The sequence below is a fragment of the Streptomyces lanatus genome (assembly GCF_014655715.1).
GTDB lineage: Bacteria > Actinomycetota > Actinomycetes > Streptomycetales > Streptomycetaceae > Streptomyces > Streptomyces lanatus.
This window is the reverse complement of sequence record NZ_BNBM01000004.1, coordinates 104,590-120,880: the sequence shown is the minus strand read 5'-3', so window position 1 is coordinate 120,880 and position 16,291 is coordinate 104,590. Positions and strand designations below refer to the sequence as shown.

The 16,291-nt window shown below is 72.9% G+C and carries 12 protein-coding genes; 10 read left to right on the top strand and 2 right to left on the bottom strand.

The window, feature by feature from the left end:
- Positions 1–47 precede the first annotated feature (47 nt).
- From IE325_RS12515 to IE325_RS12470, 10 genes are all read left to right on the top strand, one after another.
- Positions 48–359 carry a DUF1490 family protein gene (locus tag IE325_RS12515; RefSeq protein WP_190069908.1) on the top strand — a complete coding sequence of 104 codons (312 nt, stop codon included), beginning with the start codon at positions 48–50 and terminating at the stop codon, positions 357–359.
- A gap of 2 nt (positions 360–361) precedes the next feature.
- Entirely contained in the window at positions 362–2,551 is a 2,190-nt protein-coding gene (locus tag IE325_RS12510; protein WP_190069907.1) for a heavy metal translocating P-type ATPase, read from the top strand.
- Between the two features lie 196 nt (positions 2,552–2,747).
- On the top strand, positions 2,748–4,271 hold the full coding sequence (locus IE325_RS12505) for an ABC transporter substrate-binding protein (RefSeq protein WP_190069906.1): 1,524 nt from the start codon (positions 2,748–2,750) through the stop codon (positions 4,269–4,271).
- Between the two features lie 14 nt (positions 4,272–4,285).
- Positions 4,286–5,263 (top strand): ABC transporter permease, encoded by a 978-nt coding sequence (locus tag IE325_RS12500; protein WP_190069905.1) that lies wholly within the window; start codon positions 4,286–4,288, stop codon positions 5,261–5,263.
- 11 nt (positions 5,264–5,274) lie between these two features.
- Positions 5,275–7,701, top strand: a complete 2,427-nt coding sequence (locus IE325_RS12495; RefSeq protein WP_229911786.1) for an ABC transporter ATP-binding protein/permease — start codon at positions 5,275–5,277, stop codon at positions 7,699–7,701.
- Positions 7,702–7,724: 23 nt separating this feature from the next.
- Positions 7,725–8,390 carry a TetR/AcrR family transcriptional regulator gene (locus tag IE325_RS12490; protein ID WP_190069903.1) on the top strand — a complete coding sequence of 222 codons (666 nt, stop codon included), beginning with the start codon at positions 7,725–7,727 and terminating at the stop codon, positions 8,388–8,390.
- A gap of 111 nt (positions 8,391–8,501) precedes the next feature.
- A complete protein-coding gene (locus IE325_RS12485; RefSeq protein ID WP_190069902.1) occupies positions 8,502–10,103 on the top strand; it encodes an MFS transporter in 1,602 nt (533 codons plus the stop codon).
- A complete protein-coding gene (locus tag IE325_RS12480) occupies positions 10,087–10,815 on the top strand; it encodes a class I SAM-dependent methyltransferase (protein WP_190069901.1) in 729 nt (242 codons plus the stop codon). The genes IE325_RS12485 and IE325_RS12480 overlap by 17 nt, the downstream gene beginning before the upstream one ends.
- 19 nt (positions 10,816–10,834) lie before the next feature.
- On the top strand, positions 10,835–12,634 hold the full coding sequence (locus tag IE325_RS12475; protein ID WP_190069900.1) for an ABC transporter ATP-binding protein: 1,800 nt from the start codon (positions 10,835–10,837) through the stop codon (positions 12,632–12,634).
- The gene (locus IE325_RS12470; RefSeq protein WP_190069899.1) at positions 12,634–14,370 is read left to right on the top strand and encodes an ABC transporter ATP-binding protein; all 1,737 of its coding nucleotides are present in this window, start codon (positions 12,634–12,636) and stop codon (positions 14,368–14,370) included. The genes IE325_RS12475 and IE325_RS12470 overlap by 1 nt, the downstream gene beginning before the upstream one ends.
- 84 nt (positions 14,371–14,454) lie before the next feature.
- On the opposite strand, the gene IE325_RS12465 is transcribed toward IE325_RS12470, so the two are convergent.
- Both IE325_RS12465 and IE325_RS12460 read right to left on the bottom strand, forming a co-directional pair.
- Positions 14,455–15,477 (bottom strand): methyltransferase, encoded by a 1,023-nt coding sequence (locus IE325_RS12465; protein WP_190069898.1) that lies wholly within the window; start codon positions 15,475–15,477, stop codon positions 14,455–14,457.
- 24 nt (positions 15,478–15,501) lie between these two features.
- On the bottom strand, positions 15,502–16,287 hold the full coding sequence (locus tag IE325_RS12460) for a thioesterase II family protein (protein WP_190069897.1): 786 nt from the start codon (positions 16,285–16,287) through the stop codon (positions 15,502–15,504).
- Between the last annotated feature and the right edge of the window lie 4 nt (positions 16,288–16,291).

Sequence of the window (16,291 nt, the reverse complement as noted above, 5' to 3'; positions counted from 1 at the left end):
AGGTAGCTGTGCGATCCGCTGCACGGCCTGGACCCGGGGAGGTCCTCATGCATCCCGCCGCTCTCGCCGGTGCCACCCTCGGTCGCCTCGTTCATCACGCCGTATCCGGGCTGGTCGGCGTGGCTCTCGTGCGGGGCGCGAGCAAGGCCGCCCCCAAGGCCAAACCCGCGACCCGCAAAGCTGTGGTCGGCGGCCTCGCCGGAGGGATCGTGGCCGCCCGCTGGCTCGGGGCGGCCGCGGAGGAAGCCCGGCTCAAGGCGGGGGACATGATGGCGGAGGCACGCTCCTCACTGGGTGAGGAGGCACCACCCCCGTCCGCGGTCGACATCAGCGGTCACGACCACGATCACGAGCACTGATCATGACTGACGTCCTGGTCCGCTCCGCCGCCGCGGGTCGCGTGCGGCTGGCCGTCCCGTGGCTGAAGGCCCGGCCGGGCTGCGCCGGACTGGTCGACGATCGGCTCGCCGATCTCCCGGGTTTCCGAGCCCTGCGGATCTTCCCGCGCACGGGGAGCGTCGTCATCTGGGTCGCGCCCGAGCACCTCGATATCGACCGGCTGGTCGATGCGCTGGAAGAAGCTCCGCCTCCTTCCGTACCGGAGAAGCGGACCCGGTCGGTGCCCGACTCCTCCACCGGTGAGCTGGCCCGGCTGGTCGTGGGCGGGGCCGTGCTCGCCGTGGTGGCCGTGCACCGTCTGGTGCTCCGTCGGCCACCCTGGGTCACCGGAGCCCGTTTCGGCTTCCTCGGAGCCGTCACGGTCTTCAGTGGTCTGCCGTTCTTCCGCGGCGCGCTACGCACCATGACGGGCCGTCAGCATCCGGGCACCGACACCCTGGTCACCGCCGCGACGGTCATCTCCCTGCTGCTGCGCGAGAACGTGGTCGCACTCACCGTGCTGTGGCTGCTCAACATCGGCGAGTTCCTCCAGACCATCACCCTGCGCCGCACCCGCCGCGCCATCGAGGAACTGCTCAGCATCGGCGAGGAGCGCGTCTGGCTCGTACGCGACGACGTCGAGGTCGAAGTCGCGCTCGACGACGTCACACCCGGCGACGTGGTCGCGGTCTACGAACACCACAAGATCCCCGTCGACGGGACGGTGCTATCCGGCGAGGCGCTGGTCGACCAGGCCGCGATCACCGGCGAGGCCCTCCCGGTCTACACCCGGGACGGCTCCGAGGTGTACGCCGGCACCCTCGTCACGTCCGGCTCCCTCACCGTCCGCGCCACCTCCGTGGGCGGCGACACCACCGTCGGTCGGATCATCAGCCGCGTCGAGGAGGCCCAGGCCGACCGGGCCCCGATCCAGACCGTCGCGACCCGCTTCACCCGCCGTTTCGTCCCCGTGTCGCTGGCGCTGGCGACCGGGACGTACGCGCTCACGCGGGACGCCCGGCGTGCGATGACGATGCTGCTGGTCGCCTGCCCGTGTGCGGCCGGCCTGGCCACGCCCACCGCGATCAGCGCGGCCATCGGCAACGGCGCCCGCCACGGCACCCTGATCAAGGGCGGCACGCACCTGGAGGGCGTGGGCCGGGTCACTGCCGTCGTCTTCGACAAGACCGGCACCCTCACCTTCGGCCGCCCGCTGGTCACCAGCGTCGTCGCGCTCCACGCCGACTACACGGCCGACAACGTCCTCAGCCTGGCCGCCTCCGGAGAACTCCACGCCCGCCACCCGCTGGCCCAGGCCATCGTCAACCGCACAGAGGAACAGCACCTGCACATCCCGATCCACCAGGCATGCGAAGTAGTCCTGGGCATGGGCATGCGCGCCGAACTCGACGGCACCCGCCTCCTGGTGGGCAGCCCCGCCCTGCTGCGCCGGCACGGCCTGGAACTCACCCCGGTCGCCCAGGAGTGGACCGAGCAACTGCGCCGCCAGGGCGAGACCGTCATCTGCCTCGCCCACGACGAGGCCCTGATCGGCATGCTCGGCGTCTCCGACGCGGTGCGCGCCGGAGCCGGCACGGTCGTCCGGCAACTGCGCGACCTCGGTGTCCAGCGCATCATCCTGCTGACCGGCGATGCCCCCGAAACCGCCCAGGTCGTCGCCGACGCCCTCGACATCGCCGAAGTCCACGCACACGCTCTCCCTGAAGGCAAACTCCAGCTCATCCGCGACCTCCAGCAGGAAGGCCACATGGTGGCCATGGTCGGCGACGGCACCAACGACGCCCCTGCCCTCGCGCTGGCCGACGTCGGCATCGCCATGGGTGAACACTCCTCCCACGTCGCCCTGGAGACCGCCGACATCGCCCTCGCGGGCAACGACCTCCGCCAGGTCGCCGCCGTCGTGGAACTCAGCCGCCACACCCTGCGCGTCGTACGGCAGAACTATGGTCTCGCCATCGGCGTCAACCTCGCCGGCCTGGTTGCCGGCGCGGGCGGCTCCCTCAACCCGGTCGCCGCCGCCCTGCTGCACAACACCAGCAGCATCGCCGTCGTCGGCAACTCCGCCCGCCTGGTCAACCACACACCCCATCTGCCCAGCGAGGCGGGCCGGCCCACGCACGTGGCCCCGCTGGAGGAGACCCGGGTGCGCTGATCGCGCCGCCAAATCGCCCAGCTCTTCGAGGCGGCCGTATCCGGCTTGTTATTGAAAATGATTTTCGTCATGGGTAGGGTCGTCTACGTCGTATACCCCGGGCGTTCGACTGCCTGGGGCCGGTGTGTGTGCAAGGGGAGAGGGAACCAGAGTGATAACTCGGCGTGCCGCATTGCGCGGCGTCGCGGGAGGGGCGATGGCGGTGGCCGTCGGCGGGGTGCTGGCGGCCTGCGGAGGCGGGAGCGATGAGCAGCCCGCCGCCGCGAGGGCGTCCGCCACTCCGCGCAAGGGCGGGAAGCTGCGGGCGGCGTTCATCGGTGGCAGCACGGAGTCCACCGACCCGACGCTGGCCGCGGGCGTCGGCATCGACTACGTGAGGGCCCGCGTCGTCTGGGACGCCCTCGGTGAACTGGACGGCGGAAGGCCGGTGTGGCGGCTGGCGGAAACCGTCGAGCCCAACTCCGACGCCACCCAGTGGACCGTACGGATCAGAAAGGGCGTCACCTTCAGCGACGGACGCCAACTCACCGCGAAAGACGTGCTGTTCAGCCTGCGCACACTCGTCGAGAAGCGCAGCCCGCAGGCCGGGTTCATGACGCACCTCGACCTGAAGAAGGCACGCGCGCGTGACGCGCTGACCGTCGAGCTGCCGCTCACCATGGCCGACGGGTTCTTCGATCTCGCCCTCGCGCACTCGATGTTCGTCTTCCCCGACGGCACCAAGAACCTCGCGAAGGCCGTGGGCAGCGGGCCCTACGTGCTGAAGAAGTGGCAGGCCGGGCGCAGCAGCCTGCTCGTGCCCCGCGAGGACTACTGGGACGCGGACAACGGCGGCCCCTACCTCGACGAGCTGGAGCTGATCCCCGTCACCGACGCGGCGGCACGGCTCAGCGGCCTGAAGTCGGGCCAGTTCGAGTACGCGGGCGGGCTCGCCCTGACCGCACTGCGCACCGAACGCGGCAACAGCGCACTGCGCCTCGAAACCCCGTCCAAGGACCTGTGGGTCGACCTCAACCTCCCCATGAACCTCGGGCTGAAGCCGTTCACCGACGCCCGTGTCGTACGGGCTGTGAAGCTCGCGCTCGACCGTGAATCCCTGGTCCGGACGGTCACCCTCGGCCAGGGCGAAGTCGGCAACGACCTCGTGGGCGCGCACCAGCCGTACTACGACACGGGCATCGCGCAGACCGCCTACGACCCCGAGCAGGCCCGCAAGCTGCTCAAGGAGGCCGGACAGGAGGGGCTCGCCCTGCGTATCCGCACCTCCGACTACGACTACGGCACCGAGGAGAGCGCCACCGCGATGGTGCCGATGCTCGAAAAGGCCGGCATCAAGGCGACGCTCGACAAGGTGCCCGCCGCCGACTACTACAGCGACTTCAAGACCATCCTCAGCACGCCGGTCCAGACCGCCGCCTACCACCCCAACCCGCTGCCGCTGGCGATCCGGACGTACTACGGCTCGACGGCTTCGTTCCCGCTCACCGGCATCAAGGACGCGGCCGCGCTCGATCCGCTGATCGCCGCCATGAACCGGGCGACACGGGAGGAGCAGCGGCGGGCCCGGGTCGCGGACGTGCTGAAGCATCTGCACGAGCACGGCGGGGACGCGCTGTTCGCGCGCGTGCCGACCGTGTCGGGTTCGGCGGCGAAGGCGCATGGGGTCAAGTCGCGTGGTTACGCGGACTTCCCCAGCCTGCGGGACGCGTTCGTCGAATGAGCCGAACCGGCCTCATGGGTCGAACGGGCGGGAAGCGACTGGGGTTCTCGCGCTGGTGGCTGAACCGGATCGGCGGGGCGCTGCTCGTGCTGTTCGCCGTGTCGGTGCTGGTGTTCGCCGCCACCGAGGCCGCCCCCGGCGACGCGGCCACCGCCCGGCTCGGCCCGCAGGCCTCCGCGGATGCCGTCGCGGCGCTGCGGGACCGGCTGGGGCTCGACCGGCCCGCTCCACTGCGGTACCTCGACTGGCTCGGGCACGCCATCCGCGGTGACTTCGGCGCGAGTTACGCGAGCGGCCGTCCGGTGGGCGAGCTGATCGCCGACCGGTTCGGCAACTCCCTCGTGCTGGGACTCGCCGCCACGGCCGTGCTGGGCCCGCTCGCTGTCGGGCTCGGACTGTGGGCGGGGCTACGGTCCGGGCGGCGCGGTGACCGTATTGTCTCGGGCGGGGCGCTCGGCCTGGCTGCCGTGCCGGAGTTCGTCACCGGCGCCCTGCTGATGGCGGTGTTCGCGGCCGGCCTGGGCTGGCTGCCCGCCGTGTCCCTGCTCGGCGCCGGGCAGGGACCGCTCGACGATCCGGCCGTCCTCGTCCTGCCGGTGCTCACCCTCGTCTCGGTGAGCCTGGCGCAGAACCTGCGGCTCGTCCGGGCCGGAGTGGCCGAGGCCGCCCGGTCCCCGGCGGTGGACGCGGCGCGCCTGAACGGGGTGCCCGAACACCGGGTCGCCCTGCGCTACGTCCTGCCCGCCGGGCTCGGCCCCGCCGTCCCGATGCTCGCCCGCACCGTCGCCTATCTGCTCGGCGGGGCGCTGGTCGCGGAGTCCCTGTTCGGCTACCCCGGGCTCGCCGCACTCCTGGTGGACGCCACAGCGGCCCGGGACGTCCCCGTGGTGCAGGCGGTGGCCCTGCTCGGCGCCGCCGTCGCGGTGGCCGCGAACCTCGCCGCCGACCTGGCCGTACCGCTCCTCGACCCCGTGCAGAGGCAACCGCGATGACCCTCACACCCGTGCGCACGCCATCCGTGGCGGCCACGACGACCGACGCCCCGCCGCGACGGCGGTGGCGCGGGCGCGCCGCGCTCGCGGTCCTGCTGCTGGTCGTCGCCGTAGCCCTCCTCGGACCGCTGTTCGCGCCGCACGCCGTGACGGACCCCGTGGACATCCCGTACGCGCCTGGCAGCGCCCAAGCCCCCCTGGGAACCGACCGGTTGGGCTCCGACGTACTCAGCCGGGTACTGGCCGGCGGCCGCTCCCTGCTGCTGAACGGGCTCGCGGTCACGGCGGCGGTCTGCGCCCTCGCCGCGGCGGCCGGCATGACCGCCGCCTGGCGCGAGGGCTGGACCGACACACTGATCCTGCGCCTGGCCGACGTCCTGCTCGGCATGCCCGCCTTCCTGCTGCTGAGCGTGGTGGTCGTGGCCACCGGGCGCGGCCCGGCGGGCGTCGCGCTCGCCACGGGACTCGTACTGCTGCCCGAGAGCATCCGCGTGGTCCGCGCCGCGACCCTGCGGATCCTGGCCCAGGACTACGTGGAGGTCGCCGTCGCGCGAGGCGAGCGCACGGTGAGCGTGCTGTGGTGTGAGGTGCTGCCCAATCTCGCCCCGGTGCTCGCCGCCGACGCCGGGGTCCGCTTCCTCGGCGCGATCACCGTCGTCGCCACCGCCGCGTTCCTCGGCTACGGCGCCCAACCTCCGTCCCCCGACTGGGGGTTGATGGTGCTGGAGAACCGCGACGGGCTCACCCTGCAGCCCCTCGCGGTCCTCGCACCGGCGGCTCTGCTCCTCGTACTCCTGCTCGCCACGAACCTGTTGCTCGACGCGGCGTTCCCCGGGACCACCGCACGGGCGGTGGGCCGCCGCCGCACCCTCGCTCAAGCGGGCGACGTCTCGGGGAAGTCGGACGCCTTGCTCTCCGTGCGAGGGCTGCGTGTGGAGACCGAGGACGGGCGTACCGTGCTGGACGGAGTTGACCTCGACCTCGTTCCCGGTGAACTCCTCGCCGTCGTGGGGGAGTCGGGCAGCGGCAAGAGCACCCTCGTCCTCGCCGCCCTCGGACATGTTGCGGCGGGACTGCGGCACACCGGCGGCGAGGCACGGCTCGATGGCCACCCCACGCTGGCGCTCAACGAGCGCCGGCTACGGCGGCTGCGCGCATCCGTGTGCGGCTACGTCGCCCAGGACCCGCGCACCGCACTGGCACCGCACCTGCGGGTCGATGCCCAGATCGCCGAAGTGCTGCGGGCCCGCCGGGTACCCAAGGAGCAATGGCCGCAGAGGACGGAAGGGGCCCTGCGGCTCGCTGGACTGGACCGGCCCTCGCAGGTCGTGCACCGTCGGCCCCCCCAGCTGTCCGGAGGCCAGCGGCAGCGGGTCGCGCTGGCCGTGGCGCTGTCCGCAGAACCGCGGCTGCTGGTCCTGGACGAGCCGACCAGCGCCCTGGACACGGTCACCGCGGCCGCGTTCCTCACCGACCTGACCCGGTTGCGCCGCGAGACGGGCACGGCGGTATTGCTCGTCTCCCACGACCTCGGCGCGGTCGCCGCCGTGGCCGACCGGGTGGCGGTCATGGATGGTGGGCGGATCGTCGAACACGGCCCTGCCGAAGCCGTGTTGAGCGATGTGGGGGCGGGTATTGAGCCCCTCGCCGCGGTGGATGCGCAAAAGGGCTCCCTGCTGCGGGCCTCGGACCTCTCCCTCGCACGCCGCGACGAACCGGTCCTCGACGGCGTGTCCCTCGACCTGGGGCCCGGCGACTGCCTTTCCATCGTGGGCCCGTCCGGCTGCGGCAAGACGACGCTGCTGCGCTGCCTCGCCGGTCTCGACACCCCCACGAGCGGCGAGATCAGGCTGCACGGTGAGCAACTCGCGCGTGACGTGCGCGACCGCGCTCCCCGGCAGCGACGTCAGGTGCAGCTCGTACCCCAGGACCCGTACGCCTCACTCAACCCGCGGCACACCGTGGCGACGATCGTCGGCCGCCCGCTCGCCTTCCGCAGCGACATCCCGGCCGATCGACAACAGGCGGAGGTGGAACGGCTGTTGACGCAGGTGGGTCTCGACGCGGACCTCGCCAAGCGGCTCCCCGGCGCGCTGTCGGGCGGCCAGCGGCAGCGCGTGGCACTCGCACGGGCACTGGCGGCGAACCCCGAGGTGCTGCTCTGCGACGAGGTGACCAGCGCGCTGGACCCGTCCGTGGCGGCCGGCGTCGTCGAGCTGATCGCACGCCTGCGGACGGAGCTGGGCCTCGCCGTCGTCATGGTCACGCACGACCTGTCGGTCGCCGCACGCCTCGGCGGCCGGGTGGCCGTGCTGCACGACGGCCGGATCCGTGAGACGGGACCGGCATCGCGGGTCCTGAGCCGGCCCGAACACCACGTGACCCGAGCCCTGGTGGCGGCGATGCGCCCCGTGCGCGGGCCCGTGGAGAGGACGTGACACGGTGACTCTAGGGTGGCGGTATGCCGAGCACGACGACCGACAGCGACGGGACGAGCCCCGGGACCGGGAAGCGGCGCGTTCCGCTGAGCCGGGCGAGCGTCGTGGCCGCCGGTCGGCGGCTGGCCCGCGACGAGGGGCTGGCGGCGGTCACCCTGCGCCGGGTGGCGGCCGAACTCGGCGTGACGGCCATGGCGTTGTACCGGCACGTGGGCGACAAGCGCGAGTTGCTGGTCGCCATGCTGGACGGCGTGGCCGAGCAACTGGTGATACCGGACGGCACCGGCTCGCCCTCGGACCGCCTGGTGCTGGCCTTCCGCGCGCTGCACGACCATCTGACGGCCGAGCCGTGGGTAGCGGAAGTCCTCAGGGGTGGCGAGCTGTTCGGGCCGAGCGCCGCACGCTTCGTCGAGCATGTGCTCGCCCTCCTGGCGGAGGCCGGGCTGGACGACGAGCAGGCGGGCGACGCCTACTGGGCACTGTGGTGGTACACCTTCGGCCACCTGTCGTACCTGCCCGCGCTGGGGCCCGAGGGCCGCCCCGCCCGGCATGAGCTGATGACCCGAGTCCGTATGGACGACCATCCCCGACTGGCCCGGATGCTGTCCCGGCCGCCGCGCGCGGGCGCGGCGGAGGACGCGTTCGTGCCCGGTCTGAGGGCCCTCCTGCGGGGCCTGCTGGCGGACTGACCCGCCGTCCCCTCCCTGGGACGCGAAGTCCGGCGCACCGCTTCCTACGGTGCGCCGCTGCCGTCCGCCCGTTTGTATACGCCGTATATCCATGTCTGTGAGGGGTTTCCCATGACCCAGGACGTACGCCGGGAAGTGCCGGACGAGACCGCCCCGGCGGCCGGCAGCGGCTGGCTGCTCGCCACGACGTCACTGGCCGCCGTGCTGATGACACTGGACATCACCGTCGTCAACGTCGCGCTGCCCGAGGTGGCCGCCGACCTCGACGCCGGACTGACCGGACTGCAGTGGGTGGTGAACGCCTACACCCTCGTCTTCGCCGCCCTCCTGCTGCCCGCCGGATCGCTGTCCGACCGCATCGGCCGGCGTCGCTTGTTCCTGACCGGCGTCGCCGTCTTCACCGCCGCGTCGGCGGGCTGCGGCGCGGCCCCCGGCGTCGGCACGCTGATCGCCTGCCGCGCCCTCCAGGGCCTGGGCGGCGCGCTGGTGATGTCCACCGCGCTGGCGCTGATAGCCGGGGCCTACGAGGGCCGGCGCCGTCAGTCGGCCATCGGGATGTTCTCCGCGGCGGGCGGCGCCGCCGCGGCCCTCGGTCCGTTGGTCGGAGGTGCCGTCGTCGAGGGTCTCGACTGGCGGTGGATCTTCTACGTCAACCTGCCGGTCGGTGTCCTCATCGTGCTCGGCACCGCACTGCGCGTTCCTCGTGATGAGGCCGGTCAACTGCCGCGTCCCGAGGGACGGTTCGACCTCGTCGGGCTGTTGCTCGCCGCAGGGGCCTTGCTCGGCCTCAACTACGGCCTGGTGACCGGCCCCAGCGACGGCTGGACGTCCGTGTCAGCGCTGCTGCCGCTCGTCGGCGGGGCCCTGCTCATAGCCGGGTTCGTGGCGTGGGAGGTGCGGCAGCGGGAGGCGGCCCTGTTCGACGTACGGCTGCTGCGGGTGCCGTCGTTCAGCGGGGCGATCGTGCTGAGCTTCGTCTGCCGGGTGGTCAGCTTCGGTGTCCTGCCGTATCTGATCCTGTGGCTGTCGGGGATGCTCGGGCACGGCCCGCTCGGCACCGGGCTGCGGCTGCTCGCGATGACGGCTTTCATCATGCTGGTCGCCCCGTTCAGCGGGCTGCTGCTGAAGGTGCTGCCCACACGCGGCGTCATGGCGCTGGGCACGGGCATCACCGCGGTCGGGCTGCTCACCATGGCCCGGGTCGGGCCCGACGACTCCTGGCTGGTGATGCTGCCGGGGCTGGTGCTGCTGGGCACCGGCGGGGCGATCGCCTTCCCGCCGCTCATGGGCATCGCCGTCGGTGTCGTACCGCCGGAGCGGGCCGGAATGGCCTCGGGGATGACCAACACCTTCTTCCCGCTCGGCACGGCGGCCGGCGTCGCCGCCTTCGGCGCGGTGTTCAGCACCCGTATCGACCACGACCTCGACGACGCGCGACTCGCCGCGCTGCACGTCCCGGAGGGGATGCGCCAGCAGGTACGGGACGCAGTCGCAGCCGGGCAGTTCGGGCCACTCGAACGCGCCCTGCCTGCCGGTGCGCGCGAACCCGTCCTGGATGCGGCCCGCTCCGCGCTGACCGGCGGCCTCGCGACGATCTGCGTGACAGCGTCCGTGGTCAGCCTGCTGGCCGCCCTCGCCTCGTGGACGCTCATCCGGGACAAGGACCAGCTGACCGCCAAGGAGCAGGAGCCGGCCGATGTCCCTGCTGCCTGACACCGACCCTGATCTGTACGGCGGTGCGGCCGAGTTCTACGACCTGCTGGCCGGGCCTGCCTGGGCACGGCTCGGTCCGCTCCTGCGCCGCGCCCTCGATGGCGTCGACTCTGCGAACGGGCCGCTGCTCGATCTCGGCGCAGGCACCGGCCTGTCCACCGAGGCCGCCGCCGACGCCGTAGCCGGAGCGCGGGTACTGGCGGTCGAGCCGTCCGCCGGGATGCGCATCGCGCTGGCCACGCGGCTCGCCTGCCGTCCCGGGCTCGCCGAACGCGTCACCGTCACCGCGGGCACGCTCGACGACGTACGCCTCCCGCATCGCCTGTGCGCGGCCGTCGCCCTCGGCGTCGTCGGCCATCTCGACCCCGGCGAACGCGCCGCCCTGTGGCGGACGTTGGCCGAGCGGCTGGCACCGGGAGCCCCCGCCGTCATCGACGTCCTCGACCGCACCGCACCCCCGACCCGCGCCGCGCTGCGGCTGGCGACCCGCCGTGTGGGCGACCTGGACTACGAGTCGTGGAGCCAGGGCGCCGACGACGGCTGGACGCTGACCTACCGCGTACGCGACGGCGGGACGGTCGTACGCGAACACGCCGTACCCCTGCCCTGGTCCGGCATCGGCATCGACGCGCTCGCGGAGGAAGCCGCGGTGGCCGGACTCGTCTGCACCCCTCTTGCCCCCGATTTCGCAGTACTCCGTTCCACCCCCTGACCCGAGAGGAACAACCACCATGACCGGCGCGGCCCTCGCCGACACGCGAGAGGGCACCCCCGACACCCTCCCCGCACCCGAGACCCCGGCGAAGCCGCCGGGCCTCGGTGAACTGATCACCCCCATACGCGGGCGCCTGACCGCCGCGATCCTGGCCCAGGCGGCCGCCGCGGTCTGCTCGATGATCCCGTTCATCGCCGTCGCCGAACTGGCCCGGGCTCTGCTGGCGCCGGGCGGGCCGGACGAAGGCCGCGCCTGGGCGGCGGCCTGGACGGCCGTCGGCGCCCTCGTCGCCCGGCTCGTCCTGTACGCGGCCGCGGGCATCCTGACCCACCACGCCGACGCCGACTTCCAACTCGACCTGCGGCGACGGCTCGCCCGCCACCTGGGGCGGGTGCCGCTCGGCTGGTTCACCGACAACAGCTCGGGCGAGGTGAAGAAAGCGGCAGCCGACGACATCTCCACCCTGCACCACCTGGTGGCGCACACCGCGCTGGAGGTCACCGCCGCGCTCGTGGCCCCGCTGACCGCCCTCGTCTACCTCCTGGCGGTGGACTGGCGGCTCGCCCTCGTCGCGCTGTTGCCACTTGTCATCGGCGCTTACTTTCTCAAGCAGGCCATGTCGGGCGGCGAGGAGGTGACGGCACGCTTCTTCGGCTCGATGGGAGCCGTCAACTCGGCCGTGGTCGAGCTCGTGCACGGCATCTCGGTGATCAAGGCGTACGGCCGCACCTCCCGTGCCCACCGTGCCTACGACGACGCCGCCGACAGCTTCTCCGTCTTCTTCCGCGATTGGATCATGAGCACGACGCGGGCCAGCACCTCGGCCGCGCTCGCCCTCTCCGGCCCCGCCGCCCTGCTGCTCGCCACCGCCACCGGCACCCTCTTCGTCACCCAGGGCTGGGCCGACGCCGTCGACCTCGTGCCGTTCGTCCTGCTGGGACCGGCCATCACCGGCTCCGTGATGGGGCTCGCCCAGTCCGGGCACGCCGTCCAGGGCGGCCTGCAGAGCGCCCGCCAGATCCACGCGCTGCTGGCCGTTCCCCCGCTGCCCGAAGCAACCGAGCCGACGGCACCGGGCGAGGACGGCGGCCGGGTCGAACTGGAGGGCCTGAGCTTCAGCTACGACGGCGTCACCGAGGTCCTGCGCGACATCGACCTGACCCTGCGCCCCGGCACCGTCACCGCCCTGGTCGGCGCCTCCGGCTCGGGCAAGTCCACGCTCGCCCGGCTCGTGCCCCGCTTCTGGGACACCACCGCCGGAACGGTACGCATCGGCGGCACCGACGTCCGCGACATCGCCCCGGCCGACCTGTACCGGCAGGTGTCCTTCGTCTTCCAGGACCCCCACCTGCTGCGCACGACCGTCCGCGACAACATCCGGCTCGGCCGGCCGGACGCCGACGACACGGCCGTCGAGCGGGCCGCGCACGCCGCGCACATCCACGAGCGGATCACCGCACTGCCGCGCGGCTACGACTCGGTGATCGGCGAGGACGCCGTCCTCTCCGGTGGCGAGTCCCAACGCCTGTCCGTGGCAAGGGCATTGCTCGCCGACGCACCCGTCCTCGTCCTCGACGAGGCGACCTCCTTCGCCGACCCCGAGTCCGAGGCCGCCGTACAGCAGGCCCTGTCCGCGCTCGCCGCGGGCCGCACGCTCCTGGTGATCGCCCATCGGCTGGCGACCGTACGGGACGCCGACCACATCGCCGTCCTGGACGGCGGACGCATCGCCGAACAGGGCACGCACGACGAACTGCTCACCCTGGACGGCCGTTACGCCCGCATGTGGGCCCTGCAGAAGAAGGGAGGAGCGTGATGACCGCGCTCCTGATACGCGTCCTGGGCCGGGAGCAGACCGACAGGCTGCGCCGCGTCCTCCTCTGGGCGGCTCTCGCGGCGGTTCTCCAAGGCGTGGCGTACGCGCTCCTGGTCCCGCTGCTGACCCGGCTCCTCGGCAACGATCCTGCCGATGCCTGGCCGTGGGTCGGCGCACTCGCCATGGCCACCGCCGTCTACGGCGCCGTCGCGTTCGCCGCGACCGTGCGGGGCAACCGCTTCAGCGCGGAGCTCGGACGGCATCTGCACCGCCGTATCGGCGACCATGTGGTCGCGCTGCCGCTGGGCTGGTTCGGCGGCGAACGCACCGGTGCGCTGGGGCAGTTGGCGGGACAGGGCGTAGTGCAGGTGATGAACGCCGCCGCCAATCTGCTGCGGCCGCTGTGCAACGCCTTCGTCACCCCTGCCGTCGTCGTGCTGGCCATGTTCGCCTTCGACTGGCGGCTCGCGCTGGCCATGCTGGTGGCGGCGCCGGTCGCGGCCGGTGCCTACCGCTGGTCCGGTCGGCTGATCGGCCGGGTCGACCGGCAGTCCCATGCCGCGTCCGTCGAGACGGCGGACCGGCTGGTGGAGTTCGCCCGCCACCAGCCCGCGCTGCGCGCCTTCGGGCGGACCGCCGAGGACCACGAACTCCTCGACGCCGCCCTGCGCGAGCAGCGTGCCAAGGCCCGCGCCGCCGTCCGCATCGGCGTGCCCGGCATCGCGGGCTTCGCGCTGGCCGTGCAGCTCTGCTTCACCTGCGTCCTGATCCTCGGCACGGTTCTTGCGGTCGACGGCTCGGTTGGCGCCGGAGAGCTGATCGCGGTGCTGGTGCTCGCCGTGCGTTTCGTGGAACCCATGGGCGCCGCAGCCGAGTTGGGTGGTTCGCTGCGAATCGCCCGCGGCACCCTGGAGCGCCTGGAGGGGGTGCTCGCCTCTGATCCACTGCCGCAGCCCGCGATTGAGGGGCCGCTCCCGGAGACGTACGGGGTCGAACTCGACGGTGTCTCCTTCGGCTACGACGACGAGCGCATGGTCCTCGACGGCTTCGACCTGTGTGTCCCGGCCGGGCACACCGTGGCGCTCGTCGGGCCGTCCGGCTCCGGCAAGACGACGGTGACCCGCCTGATCGCCCGCTTCTGGGACGTCGGTGCGGGCACGGTACGCGTCGGCGGCACGGACGTACGTGACCTGACAACGGAACAGCTGATGTCCCGGCTGGCCATGGTCTTCCAGGACGTTTACCTGTTCGAGGGCTCCATCGAGGACAACATCCGCGCCGGACGCGAGGACGCCACGGACGAGGAGGTGCGGGCCGCCGGCCGGCTCGCCAGGGTCGACGAGATCGCCGAGCGGCTGCCGGACGGCTGGGCCGCCCGGGTCGGCGAGGGCGGCACGGCTCTGTCCGGCGGCGAGCGACAGCGGATCTCCATCGCCCGCGCCCTGCTCAAGCAGAGCCCGGTCGTCCTGCTCGACGAGGCGACCTCGGCCCTCGACGCCGAGAACGAGGCCGCGGTCCAGCAGGCCCTGGCCGCGCTCACCGCCGACCGCACGGTCCTGGTCGTCGCCCACCGCCTCGACACCATCCGCGGCGCCGACCTGATCGCCTTCCTGGACGGCGGGCGGGTCGTGGAGCAGGGCACGCACGAGGAACTGCTGGCGCTCGGGGGGCGGTACCAGGAGTTCTGGCGGGAGCGGGAAGGGGCACGGGGGTGGAGGCTGGCGGCGCGGTCCTGAGACCGGCTCCTTCTGGCCTTTCGGGTCCTTGAGAAAGGGGGACGGGCGGCACGGTTCATCACCGTGCCGCCCGTCCCCCGTGTGTCACTTGGCGCAGGTCACCAGATGAATGCCGGTCCCGGTGACGCGGCGCCTGGTCACGCGCAGACCCGCGCGGGACACCAGGTCGTCCAGCTGACGGGGCGTACGCTCGCGCCCGCCGAACAGCACAAGCAGCCGTAGATCCATGGCGGCGGCGACGTCGGCGCGGCGCCCTCCGGTGACCAGGTTCTCGACTATCAGGACCTCGCCGCTGCCGTCGGCCGTCGCCTCGGCGCAGCGGCGCAGGATGCGCACCGCGTCGTCGTCGTTCCAGTCGTGCAGCACCCAGGTGAGGAGATACAGGTCGGCACCGGCCGGCAGCGGGTCGAAGAAGCTCCCGGAGTGCACCGAGGCGCGTTCCGCGTGTCCGGCGGCCGCCAGCGCGCGGCCGGCCTCCTCCGCAGCCTCCGGCAGGTCGAGCAGCGTGCCGCGCAGCCCGGGGCGCGCGGTCAGCAGCCGGGTGAGCAGGGACCCGGAGCCGCCGCCCACGTCGACCACGTGCCCGCGCTCGGGCCACGGGTAGGCGGCGACGACCTCCGGGGCCGCGAAGGTGGTGTGTGCGGCCATCAAGTCGGCGTAGGAACGGGCGAGTTCGGGGTTCTCCAGAGTGTCCTGCCACAGGGGCCGGCCGTGGACGAGGGGATAAGCGGGCTCTCCGGTGCGCACGGTGTCGAGGAGGCCCCCGAATGCCTGGTCCATGCGCCCGCCCATGCCGTCCAGGTCGAACCAGGCCCGCAGCCCGAAGGCCCCGCTCTCTCTGAGGAGTTCGGCAGCGGGGGTCAGCGCATACGTGCCGTCCCGCGGCTCGGCGAAGATGCCACGACCGGTGAGCACGCGCAGCATGCGGCGCAGCGCGTCCGCGTCGGCGCCCGCGGCCCGGGCCAGGTCGGGCAGGGCCGTGTGGCCCGCGGCGATGTGGTCGGCCAGGCGCAGGGTCGCCGCGACCCTGATCGCCCACGGCGTGACGAGGTCGGCGAGCGCGGTCAGGTCGACGCGCGCGGGGGCCGCTTCCGGAAGGGTGGTCATGTCGCTCCAGTCAGGACGATCAGGTCAGGGGAACACCGGGTGGGCGGCGGGCGCCGACGCGCCGCACGCGTCGAGGACGGAGGCGACGACTCGCTCCACCTGCGGGACCAGGTAGAAGTGGCCGCCCGGCAGCACCAGGCTGCTGAACGCGCCCTCGGTCGCGGTGCTCCAGGCCGCGACGTCCGCCACCGGCGCCTCCTCGTCGCGGTCACCGGTGAGCGCGGTGAGCGGGCAGCTCAGCCGGGCCGCCGGATCCGGGCGGTAGGTCTCGATGAGGTGGTAGTCGGCGCGTACCGAAGGCAGCAGTACGGCCCGTACCTCCGGGTCTTCGAGCAGCTCGGCGTGGGTGCCGTCGAGGCGGCGCAACTCTGCGGCGAGGCCGTCGTCGTCGCGGAGATGAACGCTGCCGGGCCGCTGGCGGCGCGGGCCGGGGCGGCCGGAGACGAAGACATGCCGTGGCGGAGTGCCCGAGGCTTCCAGCCGTAGAGCGGTCTCCCACGCGACCGAGGCACCCATGCTGTGCCCGAACAGGACGCGTTCCCGGTCCGGACGGTCCGCGCGCAGCACCTCGGCGACGGCCTCGGCCAGCTCGTCCATGGACTCGGCGGCGGGTTCCGCGAGCCGGTCCTGCCTGCCTGGATACTGCACGGCGACGAGCTCGACGTGGGGCGGCAGGAGCCGGCCCCACGCGGTGTAGAACGCGGCACTGCCGCCCGCGTGCGGGAAGCACACCAGGGAGACCGACGCCGCCGCTCTGGGTACGGGTCGGCGCAGCCACAGCGACGGGGCGGAACTGGCGTTACTGGTCACAGGG